At 51.1% G+C, this 13,562-nt stretch carries 12 protein-coding genes; 11 read left to right on the top strand and 1 reads right to left on the bottom strand.

Annotation, left to right across the window (positions count from 1 at the left end):
• Nucleotides 1–153: 153 nt before the first annotated feature.
• The 11 genes from AC286M_RS14335 (at nucleotide 154) to AC286M_RS14285 (ending at nucleotide 12,384) form a co-directional block, all read left to right on the top strand.
• Nucleotides 154–642 carry a thiol-disulfide oxidoreductase DCC family protein gene (locus tag AC286M_RS14335; protein ID WP_488205038.1) on the top strand — a complete coding sequence of 163 codons (489 nt, stop codon included), beginning with the start codon at nucleotides 154–156 and terminating at the stop codon, nucleotides 640–642.
• Nucleotides 643–734: 92 nt separating this feature from the next.
• Nucleotides 735–1,400, top strand: a complete 666-nt coding sequence (gene cobO / locus AC286M_RS14330; RefSeq protein ID WP_488205037.1) for a cob(I)yrinic acid a,c-diamide adenosyltransferase — start codon at nucleotides 735–737, stop codon at nucleotides 1,398–1,400.
• 143 nt (nucleotides 1,401–1,543) lie between these two features.
• Nucleotides 1,544–2,425 (top strand): alpha/beta hydrolase, encoded by an 882-nt coding sequence (locus AC286M_RS14325; RefSeq protein ID WP_488205036.1) that lies wholly within the window; start codon nucleotides 1,544–1,546, stop codon nucleotides 2,423–2,425.
• A 469-nt stretch (nucleotides 2,426–2,894) separates the two neighbouring features.
• Nucleotides 2,895–5,336 (top strand): CHASE2 domain-containing protein, encoded by a 2,442-nt coding sequence (locus AC286M_RS14320; protein ID WP_488205035.1) that lies wholly within the window; start codon nucleotides 2,895–2,897, stop codon nucleotides 5,334–5,336.
• On the top strand, nucleotides 5,329–5,988 hold the full coding sequence (locus AC286M_RS14315; protein ID WP_488205034.1) for a hypothetical protein: 660 nt from the start codon (nucleotides 5,329–5,331) through the stop codon (nucleotides 5,986–5,988). Before AC286M_RS14320 ends, AC286M_RS14315 begins: the two co-directional genes overlap by 8 nt.
• A gap of 198 nt (nucleotides 5,989–6,186) precedes the next feature.
• Nucleotides 6,187–6,891, top strand: coding sequence for an HAD-IA family hydrolase (locus AC286M_RS14310; RefSeq protein ID WP_488205033.1), 705 nt, complete (start codon nucleotides 6,187–6,189; stop codon nucleotides 6,889–6,891).
• Between the two features lie 97 nt (nucleotides 6,892–6,988).
• Complete coding sequence (locus AC286M_RS14305; RefSeq protein ID WP_488205032.1) at nucleotides 6,989–7,396, top strand: ChuX/HutX family heme-like substrate-binding protein; 408 nt, start codon at nucleotides 6,989–6,991, stop codon at nucleotides 7,394–7,396.
• A gap of 3 nt (nucleotides 7,397–7,399) precedes the next feature.
• The gene (locus tag AC286M_RS14300) at nucleotides 7,400–8,239 is read left to right on the top strand and encodes a DUF6816 family protein (RefSeq protein ID WP_488205031.1); all 840 of its coding nucleotides are present in this window, start codon (nucleotides 7,400–7,402) and stop codon (nucleotides 8,237–8,239) included.
• A gap of 470 nt (nucleotides 8,240–8,709) precedes the next feature.
• A complete protein-coding gene (locus AC286M_RS14295; RefSeq protein WP_488205030.1) occupies nucleotides 8,710–9,222 on the top strand; it encodes a bifunctional nuclease family protein in 513 nt (170 codons plus the stop codon).
• Nucleotides 9,223–9,403: 181 nt separating this feature from the next.
• Nucleotides 9,404–10,555 carry an aldo/keto reductase gene (locus AC286M_RS14290; RefSeq protein WP_488205029.1) on the top strand — a complete coding sequence of 384 codons (1,152 nt, stop codon included), beginning with the start codon at nucleotides 9,404–9,406 and terminating at the stop codon, nucleotides 10,553–10,555.
• Between the two features lie 629 nt (nucleotides 10,556–11,184).
• Nucleotides 11,185–12,384, top strand: a complete 1,200-nt coding sequence (locus AC286M_RS14285; protein ID WP_488205028.1) for a ferrochelatase — start codon at nucleotides 11,185–11,187, stop codon at nucleotides 12,382–12,384.
• A 144-nt stretch (nucleotides 12,385–12,528) separates the two neighbouring features.
• Here the strand turns inward: AC286M_RS14285 and AC286M_RS14280 are convergent, their stop codons facing one another.
• Nucleotides 12,529–13,380, bottom strand: a complete 852-nt coding sequence (locus AC286M_RS14280; protein ID WP_488205027.1) for a retropepsin-like aspartic protease family protein — start codon at nucleotides 13,378–13,380, stop codon at nucleotides 12,529–12,531.
• Between the last annotated feature and the right edge of the window lie 182 nt (nucleotides 13,381–13,562).

The following is a 13,562-nucleotide window of genomic DNA, read 5'->3' as shown; positions in this document are numbered from 1 at the left end:
GTAAGACGGTTGTGGAGACTGTCGAGGGAGTCGAGGGTGAGATTAGATGCAGGATTTGTTAAGTTTTCTAAAATAGAAGCAAGACAAATCACGTTCTACCTAACCAAACCAATTCACCATTAACTATCAACCATCAACTATCAACCATCCCCCATGACCACAACTCCCACCCCCACCCCAACAACCTCCACTCAACCTCACTCCCCAACCTGGCAAATCAAGCTGCTCTACGACAGTGAATGTCCGCTGTGTATGCGGGAGGTCAATTTTCTGCAAAAGCGGGATGCCGGACGCGGGTTAGTCAAGTTTGTCGATATTGCTGCCGATGACTACAGTGCGGCTGAGAATGGCGGCGTTGATTTTGAAGCGGCGATGGGTCGGATTCATGCGGTGTTGCCCGATGGCACAGTGATTAAAAACGTAGAAGTCTTTCGCCGAGTGTATGAAATTCTCGGCATGGGCTGGGTGTATGCAATTACGAAAGTGCCCGTTCTAGGTGCGATCGCAGATTTTCTTTACGGTATCTGGGCCGACTGGCGGTTAAAGCTCACTGGACGACCTGACTTGGCGACTATCATGGCCAATCGTCAGCAGCAGTCGGCAGATTGCGATGCCGCCGGACGCTGCCGGATTGAATCGTAAAGCTTGAATCGTAAAGCTTAAAGTTGATTCGCACGACAACTGCTATACCATGACAGAGGCAGCCGCCCGAACAGGTTCAAACGAGGTGCAACATGACCGCTGATTCCACTCTTCACGACGAGTCATTTACCGTGACCGAAAATACGGAAGCCTTGTCTGGGCTAGATGAGGAACAGTACAAACGCAAGATGCAGCGTCGCAAAGAAGTACAGGATCAGCGGCTAGCCGACAAGATCGAGAAAGGCTTGGTGATTGTCCACACGGGCAACGGTAAGGGAAAGACAACCGCTGCTCTGGGCATGGTGTTGCGATCGCTGGGTCATGGCTACAATGTTGCCATCGTTCAGTTCATTAAAGGAGCCTGGGAACCTGCCGAAAAGCGGGTATTGGAACACTGGAGCGATCAAATTGAGTTCTATGCGATGGGTGAGGGATTCACTTGGGAAACTCAGGATCGGCAGCGAGATACAGATATGGCGCAGGTGGCTTGGCAACAGGCAGCCAAGTGCATCCGCAATCCAGATTTCCGCACAGTTCTGCTCGACGAAGTTAATGTGGCTCTGAAGCTGGGTTATCTCACTATGGAGCAGGTGCTAGCTGGCTTAGAAGATAAACCAACGAATAGCCATATCATTCTGACTGGACGTGGTGCTCCTGCTCCCCTCATTGAACGAGCCGATTTAGTCACGGAAATGAAGCTGGTAAAGCATCCGTTCCGGGAACAAAACGTGAAAGCTCAGGCCGGAATTGAGTATTGATGCTCGCTCACCGAAAATTTTATAGATTTAAAATAATGACCTTGCTGGGCCATGAAACCGCTGTGGGGTTTGAGTTAAGCTGAAGCCACGCAAATATTTTGTCAAGAAATCAATTACTACATTCTTCCTATCCAGAACGCATTATGGGTAATTCGTTTACAAAAGGTGGGCAGACCGCTTGGTTCCATGACGAGGGCGATCCGGCTGGCGTTTTCCATACCTACGACCCTCTCACCGTTAGGGATGCCCCCCATAAGGTTCATGTGTTCATCCCGCGAGATTATGAAGCCAGCCAAGCGCATTATCCAGTCATTTATATGAATGATGGCGATACGGCGTTTTTTCGCGGCGGTGCGATTAATGAATCCTGGTATCTTGGCTCTGTGCTGAGTGATTTGTACCAGGCCAACCAAATTCAGCCCGTGATCGTCGTGGCAATCCATCCCCGCGATCGCGAATATGAATATACCCACACTAATATCGGCACCAGTCGCGGCGGCGGCATCGAAGAGTACACAGACTACGTGACGAATCACGTGAAAGCGTTTATCGACGGCAACTATCGGACTCAGCCTGATGCGAGCCAAACGCTGATCATCGGCGCATCCCACGGAGGTTTGGCCGCTTATCTAATGGGCATGCTCAACCCCAAAGTCGTTGGTAATGTTGCCGCATTTTCACCGTCCTTGTGGGTTGGATTAGATTCCAATCCCTTGGCACTACCATTTTTGCGCCCAATCAGCTCGTCTAAATTGATCCGCTTATCAGAACCGACGCTGAGCCAACCAAATCTCCATCCCAAAATCTATATGGATTGGGGGTTAATTCGCGATGGTCAATTCCACAACAATTTCATCGAAGCCCGCACCACCACACGGGGGCGGCAACTGCGCGATTTATTAACTAGCCGATATGGCTATACGCTCAACCAGGATCTGTTTGTCGTGGAAGACGCACAGGGTGAGCATTCAGAAGTGTCCTGGCATCGTCGTGTACCGGATGTGCTGCGGCTCTTTTTGGGTTAAGGATTGTGGATTAAATAACCTATAAACCGTTTCATCTGTAGGGACACGGCATTGCCGTGTCCCTACCTCAAAGATTTCACCTTATTAAATCCGCCTTCCTAAGCAATTGTCGCAATTTTGATTAACTGTAATCTTGATTAACCGTCACGATTAACCGTCACAGTTAATTAAGAGTTTACGTTAGCTGAAGTTTATCGAACTTCTAGTGAACATATCAGCCAGTTCGTTCATTCTTTTTGCGGTTAAGTCAGTATTGAGTTGTCCGATGATATACGTACTCTCTATAGTGAACCTCCTATAAAGAAACAGCCCCCGATCCTGTGTGGATCGGGGGCTGTTTCGATCTGTTAAGCCAGTTGCCATCAGCACTGTGGGATTCCAAAGCAGAGCGATACAATACGGTCACGGTAATATTGTCTAGATTTCAGCCAATCCGCTCGTCACTCGTCTTGGCGACCTAAGCTATCCTATGACTTCGCGCTTCCCACTGCGTCTTCGAATTCAGCAGATCGAAACCGTATGCACCTTCGAACTGGCCTGGGGATACGGACAGCATATATCGGCTACACTGCCCTATCCGGCACAGCTCACGTCGCTCTATCAAGAATGGCACCGTAGCTATCTTAATTTTTATAAATCTCTGAATCGAGCGATTCAGCCGTCCCCAGAAGCAGATAACGATTCCAGTTTGCGGGGACGCGCTGTCAGTACCGGAAATTTCGCTGCACCGATGGTCGATTGGCATCGTCAACTGGTACAGGCGGAAGCGAAACTGCTCGATGCGTTTCACCATTGGCTACGTAGTGCAGAACTGTTTGACATTCGCTCCACGATTGCTCAGCAGCGCCGCCAGTTAACTGAGCCGCATCTGGACTTGTTTTTAACCTGTACGCCACTGGAAATGGCACGTTTCCCTTGGGAAACCTGGGATTTGGGGCAGGAGTTTGGTCTGTCCGACTCGATTCGAATTGTGCGGGCTCCTGCAAATATTCATGCGGATGCCGCCGTCACGCACGTTCGCCGCATGAAGCCTCGCATTCTAGTCATCTTGGGCGACAACACCGGGCTAGATTTTCAGGTTGAGCAGACAGCCGTGCGATCGCTAAATCGGCTGGCCAATGTTCACTTCATCCATTGGCAAGTTGGGCAGTCTGCCACGGATTGGAAAGCTAAAATTTGCCACACGATTGCCGATCCGAAAGGTTGGGATATCCTGTTTTTTGCCGGACACAGCAACGAGTCTGCGAGTACCGGAGGAGAAATCAGCATTGCACCCGGAGTTGCGATCGCAATTCGCGAACTTGCGCCTCATCTGCAAACGGCCAAGGTCAACGGTTTACGATTTGCCCTGTTCAACTCCTGTAGCGGCTTGCACCTGGCCGAATCGCTGATCGATTTGGGATTAAGCCAAGTAGCGGTGATGCGGGAACCGATCCACAACCAGGTGGCACAGGTCTTTTTGGCGCAGTTTTTGGCGGCTTTGGCTAGCCATAACGACGTCCATGATGCGCTACTGGCCGCCTGTACCCATCTGCGACACCAGCAAAATTTAGCGTATCCGTCAGCCTCTCTAGTGCCTTCGCTGTTCCGCCATCCGGGTTCCACCCTGTTTCAGCTCCAGCCTATTGGCTGGAAGAAGCGACTGGTTAATTTTGCGCCTAAACCGTGGGAAGCCGTTGCGATCGCACTGCTGCTTGGCATCAGTTGGCCGCTGCCTGTCCAGTCCTGGCTCACCCATCAGCGGTTACTCACCCAATCCGTCTACCGTCACGTCACTCAGCAAATTCCTCAGACCGCTCCACCCATTCTGCTGGTTCAAATTGACAATCCATCCCTAATTGCAGACGGTATCAGCAATCCGCGTCCGATTGACCGCACCTATCTGGCCCGTCTCATCGACCAAGCCGCCCAGCTGGAGATAAACGTCATCGGCTTGGACTATGTTCTGGATCGCCCCCAAGCAGAAGCCGATCCTATCTTGGATCAGTCCGTCAAGATGGCAACCAAAGAACATGGAGCATGGCTCATCCAAGCTGCCGTCAAAGACGATACTGGCACCTGGCTACCGATTGGGTCAGAAGCGACCCAGCAGGACGAAAAATGGTTCGGCGATATTCGCATGTGGGGGGAAGGGCTGTATGTGCCGATTCTGCCACGCAGTCCCAAACCCCTGCCGTTGGGGCATCTAATGGCCTTAGCGCACCAGTTGCGCGGTGAGCAGCCCGATTTGTCTCCCAGCGCGTTTGCACAGATGACGCAGACCGATCAGAACATTCAGATTGCTCAAACCCTATCATCTCGCGCTGTTCTGTCGGACATTACCCTATGGTCGTATGCCTGGAAGCAGTTTTGGCTCCAGCCGATCACTGATTTTTCGATTCCGCCCCAGCAGGTATATCAGCGGATTCCCTCGGCCCAGTTTTTGCGGCTGTCCCCTGCAGATTTTGAGCAGCAGTATGGACAGCGAACAATTTTGATTATGCCCGGTGGCTATGAAGAAGCGGGAGTAGACGCAATGGGCGCAGATAATCTGTCGCTGCCACCCGCCACCCGCTACTGGCGGCAAGCACAAAATCCACCCGATCCACGCTGGTTGATGCCAGGGGGAGAAGTCCATGCCTACATCATGTCTGGGTTACTGAATCATAAGTTAATCGTGCCGCTTCCGGATTTGTGGCTGGTGGGGCTGTTTCTCGTATTAGGAAAAGCGATCGCAGTTTACATCGAACGTGATCCAACCCATCGCCACCGCTGGCGGATGATAACTGTAGCGGGTTTAGGCACTTACGGATTGTTCAGCCTTCAGCTATTTGTGAGCGCTGGCATCTTACTACCGTGGCTGCTGCCCAGTTTGGCGATGGGGCTCTATGTGTTTCCTCTGCCCCCTTTTCAACGGAAGACTTATGGTTAATCGCACTGTTTTGACATCAGTTGTTCGTGGAGTTGCCGCCTTAACGCTGGGTTTAGTGATTGGCGCACCAATGGTTGCCAGAGGGGATGAACCTAATCTGCCCCCCAGTGCTGGCGGTTCGCGCGATCCATTATTTTGCATCGTTGCTCCAGTGTTGCCTCAGCGCCAGGTTTCCACCATCTGGAGCGCAAATCCTGTTTTCTTCTGGGCAGGCAATATCAGCCGGATTGAAGTCACCCCCAATGATGATCGCGACACTGTCCTGTGGAGCTACGAACCCACGGCAGGTGAGCTGCAGGTTACGTACAGCGGTGAACCCCTTACCCCCAATACGGTTTATCAGTGGGCGCTGTATAACCAGCGTGGCACTTTGATATTTACTGCTCCGTTCCAGCTGATTGAAACCGCAGAACATGACCAAATTGCAGCTGCACTCACAGAACTGGAAACTGAGCTTGTCTCTGAAAATGCGTCTGAAGATGAGATCGCACTGGCTCGCACCAGTTTCTTCGCCGAACAAGAACTCTGGGCCGACGCTCTACGTGAAGCCGCTCAAGTGACTGATGAATCATCTCGTAGCGCCCAGTATCTCCAAGCTGTCCGCGCTGCCGCTTGTCCACAAATGATTGGCAATAGCACCAACAACGAATAAACAAATAGCAGGTTCAAAACACTCAATCAAAAACAAATCACCGTTGGGAAAAGTCGCAACGCGGCTCTTTTTGCAACGGTGATTTAGTTTTTGCTAGGTCACATTATCGGCAAAAATGAGATATTACGTAGGGACGAATGGCTATTCGCCCCTGCTCTGCGTAACCCTGGCGTTTACATCAATTTGACTTCAGCTGCTATGCCATCCAATCTCTCGACCCAATCTGTTTCGTCCCTAAAAGCCATCGACTTTGCCACGAATAACCGTCCGCAAGTCATTTTTCTAGATGCGGTCGGGACACTGTTTGGTGTGCGCGATAGTGTGGGCATTGCCTACTGTCAAATTGCTGAGCGGTTTGGCGTCCAAGCGGATGCTGAACAGGTGAATACGGCCTTTATCACTAGCTTTCGGGCAGCTCCCTCAATGGCCTTTCCAGATGCCCATGCCGATGAGATTCCGCAGCAAGAGTACGACTGGTGGGCTGCGATCGCAGTTCAAACCTTTGAACAAGTGGGCCTGTTGGATCAGTTTGCTGATTTTGATGCCTTTTTCTCGGATTTATACGAGCATTTCAAAACAGCGAAACCCTGGTTCGTCTATCCTGATGTCTGGGAGGCGCTGAAGCATTGGCAGCAACAGGGTATTCCCCTCGGTGTTCTGTCCAACTTTGACTCCCGCTTGTATCCCGTCCTAGAAGCGCTAGAGCTAGCACCCTGGTTTGACTCTGTGACCATCTCCACAGAAGTCGGAGCCGCCAAACCCGATGCCAAAGTTTTTGAAACTGCGATCGCAAAGCATAACTGTCCCCCAGCCGCCGCCCTGCACATTGGCGACAGTCATTCAATGGACTATGAAGGAGCCTGTGCGGCTGGCCTACAGGCGATTTGGCTCGATCGGACGTAATCTCTAGACGGCGCTGTTCAATTTATCCATGATCCTGTGAGAGTCGTCAGGTAAGATCTCGGAGTACCTGTAGTTTTGACATAAATTACATAAATTGATGGCTGCAACTCTAAAAGAATTTCTAGAAGCCTGTGAATCACTGGGACTCTTGCGCCTGATTGTCACCAGTAGCGCAGCGGTGTTGGAGGCGCGAGGCAACATCGAAAAGCTGTTCTACGCCGAATTACCCAAAGGCAAGTATGCCAACATGCACCAAGAGGGCTTCGAGTTCCACCTGAACATGGACGCGATTCAGCAAGTGAAATTTGAAGAAGGCGAGGCCAAGCGGGGCAACTTTACCACCTATGCCATTCGCTTCGTAGATGGCGACGGCAACAACGCCCTCAGCCTGTTTTTGCAGTGGGGCAAACCCGGTGAATATGCTCCCGGTCAGGTAGAAGCGTGGCAAAAGCTACGAGACGAGTACGGCGAGGTGTGGCAGCCAGCCCCAGTTGAAGCATTGTGAGCTATGGGTAACTATCGGTCAAAAAAGCGTAAACCTTACAATCCACGACGGGTTTGGGTCTTTCTGATCTTTCTGGGGCTGGTGTGGATCTTCTGTACGGGTGCGGCTCAGGCGGGAGAGATTTGCGATCGCATTTCCAACTATCCCAACTGGCAAGGCAAACCGCCTGTGGAATCGGCTGAGGGAGATTTAGCCTATCCCAACTGGATCGAGGGAGAGTGGATCGTCACTACCACACTGGTAGATTTGACTGCTCCCCTCGCTCCAGAGGTGACAACCCCAGGATTTGAAGGCAATCGGCAGTACCTGAACCAGCCTGTCGCTTTTCACGTCCGGTTCAAACCGAATGATGTAGCCCAGCCTGCTTCCCGCTTTTTGCCGCTGCCTCAGCTTGCTCCTGCCGCATTCTCAGCCGACACACAGCATGAGATTGTGGCCGATCGAGCATTTAACGGTTTGAATCTCGCGACAGCTTATCTGGGCAAGGAGGCTGTGGTTGATGTCAAGGTCGATCCAGACTCACCCAATCGCCAAATTACGCTGCTGCGCGGCAATCGGCAGATCACCTCCACAGTGACGGGTCGGGCCATTGAAACGCCTGATGATCAGCATTTTTTGACAACTGAAGTGTTTCAGCAAGTTTTTCGCGGTGCGCCCCAGCTTTATTTCAATCAGGTCGAAACGACGACGGCTTATACCTATCATCCCCAAGCCGATATCCCCATCACCGCTGACCAAATCACCGCGATTTATCTGTCGTCCCAAGATGCTGATTATTTCAAGGCCCTGAACCATCCAGTCGCCCTCTACCGCTACGATATGGAATTTCACCACATTCCGTAAAAACACCGATATTTCATTGCATCGCCCCTAAGGATTGGGTATCTACAGCCTTCCCCCATCCACGATCCTTAAAAAACCGACAAGAACCCATACATACTGTTGAACAGTGTTACAAATTTGGCCTACGCTATCGTTTCTTTAAATTCTTAGGAAAGAGCGTAAGATCTACCGTCCATGTCAGGGCATACTTAAGTGCAGGCTAGGATCGGCAAAGTCCGCTCTAGGCATCGCGAAATGGTTCCCCCATTTTGGATACGATTGGACTAGAGTAAGACTATCTGATTAGACATTTGCATTAGGCATTCACAGGCTAGTCGGATAAGAGCTCGGATTGATAGATACCGATCCCTTGCGATAGGTCTTCTAGGGTCTAGATTGAACCGCAGGCGCAGATTGCTCCTACCTTCAGCATTTGGACTCCCAAAGGCTTATCGTCCACCTCTGCCCAATGGAATCTAGAGGCCAAATCCATGATTGAAATGAAGGTCGCTGGAATTGCACTGGATGCGCTCTCTCGCAGTCCGATTGTGCTGCTCCGGGATGCTGCTGACCGTCGCCAACTCCCTATCTTCATCGCGCAAGAGCAGGCAAAGTCGATCATCAATGCGCTTGAAGACCAGACTCCTGTTCGTCCACTCACCCACGACTTGATCGTCAATCTAATTGAAGAGTGGGACATGACGCTGGAGCGGATTGTGATTCACTCGCTGCGAGACAACACGTTTTATGCTGTTTTGACCCTTAAGCAAGGTGAAGTCAAGAAGGAAATTGACGCTCGCCCCAGTGATGCGATCGCAATTGCCATCCGGTTAGATAGCCCAATCTGGGTAATGGAAGAAGTGGTCTTAGAAGCGGCGATCCCAGTGGATCGTGAAGCGGACGAAGCTGAGCGGAAAGCATTTAAGGACTTCGTCTCTGACATCCGTCCCGAAGATTTTGCCCAACAGCGGCACCGATTTACGGGCGGTAGTGAAACCTCGTAATGGAACGTTAAATCGAGAAAATAGCCATCAGCTCTGCCGATGGCTATTTTTGTCTCTAGATCGTTGTCTCTAAACTGTACTTGTCCAACGTTTTACTGTAAAAAGACTAATTTAGCTTTTCGCCAACCCCTCGCGGTGCGAGGGGTTGGCGAAAAGCTAAATTTGGTTTTGCTCCTAACCCATGCACTATCGACGATTTGGTCAAACCGAGCAGCAGCTATCAGTCTTCTCGCTCGGCACAATGCGCTGTTTAGCCTCAGCGGATATCTTCACGCAAACGGTTCGGCAGGCGCTGAACTCTGGCATCAATCATATCGAGACGGCCATTGGCTATGGACAGAGCGAAGTTTATTTGGGACAAGCGTTACGTGAGTTAGATATTCCGCGATCGCAACTTTATATCACGACCAAAATCCCCCCCACGCCCGATGCCGCGACAATGGCGCAGCAGATTGAACAGTCGCTGGCTCGGCTGGACATGGGGTATATCGACAATCTGGCAATCCACGGTATCAACACCCCAGAGCATCTCCAGTGGGTCACAGCAGAACAGGGCTGCATGAGTGCAGTACGGGAAGCAGTACAGGCAGGTCAGATTCACCATGTGGGCTTTTCGACTCATGGCTCGCTGGAGCTGATTCTAGATGCGATCGCAACGGGCCTGTTTGCCTTCGTCAACCTGCACTATTACCTCTTCTTTCAGCGCCACGCAGCGGCCATAGAACTGGCGCACCAGCGGGATATGGGTATCTTTATTATTTCCCCAACCGACAAAGGCGGACAGCTCTATACGCCTCCCGACAAGCTCCGTCAGCTTTGTCAGCCCTATTCGCCCTTAGAACTCAATTACCGCTTTCTGCTCAGCGATCCTCGCATTACCACCCTCAGCGTCGGAGCCGCCACTCCAGACGAACTCTATGAACCATTGGCTATTTGCGATCGCACGGACACCCTCGCCCCCTTAACGCCACTCGAACAACAAACGCTCCAACAGCTAGATCAAGCCCAAACTGACGCTCTAGGTTGCGATCTCTGCCAGCAATGTCACGCCTGCTTACCCTGCCCGGAGGAGATCAACATCCCCGAAGTGCTACGACTGCGGAATCTTGCCGTAGCCTACGATATGACCACCTTTGGTCAGTACCGCTACCGCATGTTTGAAAATGCCGGGCACTGGTTCCCCGGCAAACAGGCCAGCCGCTGCACCGAATGCGGTGACTGCCTGCCCCGCTGTCCCGAACAGCTTGAGATTCCCAGATTGCTATTTGATACCCACGACCGTCTCCAAGTGACTAGCCCGTCGTCGGCTGTGGGGCTAGCACTTTACCTCTGAATTGCACTCACACCTTACGCCTCTCGCCTTATTTCCCAATGCTTAAGACAAACTAGAGAGATAGCTTCAGTCAATCCCCCTCCAGGGGATATACGTTATACTACGAAACCAATATGGCACTAAAAAAATCCGCTGGTTAAGATCAAGCTCATTTTCTGAAAGCTATGCATCACATACTTTTCAGAGATTTGCTCATAGTCTTTCAGCTAGATTCTTTAATGACTCTGCTAACCAATAGGCGTATGTCCAAAATCTGACCTAGCGCAGATTGCCTAGCCGGGTTGTTTTGCCAAGATAGGGAGGCGTTGACTGCCCATTTCATCGCTTCAACTCATGGGTTGAACCGGAGAAATGTGCACTTAACTAACGGTTGCAAGGTCGCAATGAATAATCGATTGTGACTTTGCGTTTAAACCTGATTGATCCTTATCTTTCATATCTCGTCTGAATTAAAGAACCATCGTGGTGTTTAGCAAACAGCCTGCGGCGCAGGCTGTTTGCTAAACATGAGCTAGGTTTCTACAAATTCGGTATTCAACGCTAAACATCACAAGCTAATTGTTAATTCACCAGTTGACCAACCCGTTATCAACACTGAACTAACTGACACACTGCTAGAGGAGTTCAACGTGGTCACTACCCCCGAAACCGTACAAGCATCTACATCTCCCGCTCAAACTAGTCGCGATCGCGTTGCGGTCTTGCTAATGGGCTATGGCGAAGTAGAAAGCTATGACGATTTTGCCAATTACAACGAACAAGCACTCAATCTGCTAACTGCCAAATTTGCCCCAGTACCGACCTGGATTTATCCTGCGATCGCACGTTTGCTGGCTGTGTTTGATCTGCATGAATGGAATCACCAGCACGGCAACTTTATTTCTCCCCACAACGCCATTTTCGAGAACCAGCGCGCCGGTATCGAAAAGTCTCTCCAGGATCGCTGGGGTGAGCAGGTCAAAGTTTTCAAAGCATTTAACTTCTGTGCCCCCCATCTGCCGGAGCAGGTGTTGGCGGCAATCAAGGCTCAGGGCTTTGACAAAATTCTGATCTATCCGCTACTGGTGGTAGACTCCATCTTTACCAGCGGCATCGCCGTAGAGCAGGTCAATAATGCTCTAGCCAAGCTAGCTGATCCGGGCAGCGAACACTGGGTCAAAGGCATGCGCTACATCCCGTCGTTCTACAACGAACCTGCCTATATCGACCGCTTAGCCAAGATGGTCGAAGACAAGATCGACGATTACTTAGCGGTGGCTCATCTACCGTCCCAAACTGGGATTATCCTGATGAATCACGGCTGTCCGCACAAGGCCAAAGGCTTTACCTCTGGCATTGCCGAAAGCGAAGCACTTTATGAACTGGTTCGAGCAAGGCTGATTCACCGCTATCCGCTGATTTCGGTGGGCTGGTTGAATCACGATACGCCGCTGATTGAGTGGACACAGCCGGATGTCACCCAAGCGGCTAAAAACCTGATGGATCTGGGCGCAACATCGCTGGTCTTCATGCCAATTGGTTTCGCCACCGAAAACCATGAAACGCTGCTGGATGTGGATCACATCATCCAGGCCCTGCGCCGCAAGCGACCGGATGTCACCTACGTGCAAATGCCCTGCGTCAACGATGACCCAGAGTTTTTGAAAATGGCGGCAAACTGGGCACATCCCCAGATCGAAGCGCTGCTCTCTGAGCAGGCACTAGCGGTTACACCCAGTTTGGCGGCTACTCAATCGAAAACCTTTGAGCGTCACACCCACGCTCATGATCACCACGTGCATGATCACGGCCACCATCACCACGGTGATCACCACCACCATCATCACTAGGCTTCCCAATGGCTGGATTTTGAGATAAATTGCTGCGCGGCAATACCGCGCAGCAATTTATCTCAAGTCTATGAATCGATGTCAAGTCAAGAAGCTGAAAGGCGGCCTGCGCTAAGCGCAGGCCGCCTTTCAGCTTTTACTGTATTAGCGTTCACGGAAAACTACCCAATCTTGTTCAAACGTGACATTGTATTGAGCAAAAAAGTTATTCCCGAGCAGACCAATATCCATTGCGGGTGGGGCAACGCTGATCTGTAAATTATCCGCTTTTGCTCCCGCTACATCTACCGACTGCACATAACCCGCGTACGTTTCGACAATCCGACCATCAGCCACCTGCGCCCGAACGACTCCAGCAGGCACTACACCCAATTCATTGGCCATTTGGGTGGTAATCACCGTGCCGCTGGCTCCCGTATCCACAATCATCGGATAGAGCTTGCCGCCGTTGAAATTCACCAAAATAACAGGTGTTCCACCAGCTCGACCAATAACGCGAGCCCGAAACGTTCGTTTTTCGCCCTGGCTGGTCACCGATGAGACCTGTGAATCATTGGCCTTGGCCTGTGCGACTTGCAAATTACGGTTGTACTCGGCAATTTTGCTTTGGGCCGCACCGTAGGATTCACTACTAGAGGGAACTTTTGTCAAAAGATTGATCGCTTGCTGCCAGCGACTGGCAACGAGTTTCCAATCATCCGGTGTGCGGGCCGTTTGGGAAATACTAAATGCACTCGACGCCCGATTGACTCCTTGGTAGTAAGCGACGGCTCCCGGATCTGCTGCTGGCACCTCCGTCGCAGTCTCTGATTCTGTCGATGTGGTGGATGATTCCGCTGGCTCCGCTGCCGCTTCTGCCTCAGAGGAAGCTGTGATATTCGCAGAAGCTTCAATTTCAGTTGTAGAATCACTAGTCAGACTACAGCCTGAAGTCGCGATCGCAAATCCAGCAAACAGGATAAACGACAGGGCAGAACGAGAGAATCGATAGAACATGGGATTATTAGGAGTCGGTGCGTGGTGGAGTACAAAGGTGCTGAACGGAATGCTAAGCTGGCTAAGCTATGGCCATACATTCTGGATACAAACTATAGCCACAACGTTGATTTGCCTCTTTTCGGAGAAACGGCTGACTCACAAACTTTTGTCACAAGCTGATGAAATTGTTGAGCAAAAAT

The sequence above is a fragment of the Thainema salinarum CENA647 genome, from assembly GCF_057732415.1.
This window is presented reverse-complemented; position numbering and strand designations above follow the sequence as displayed.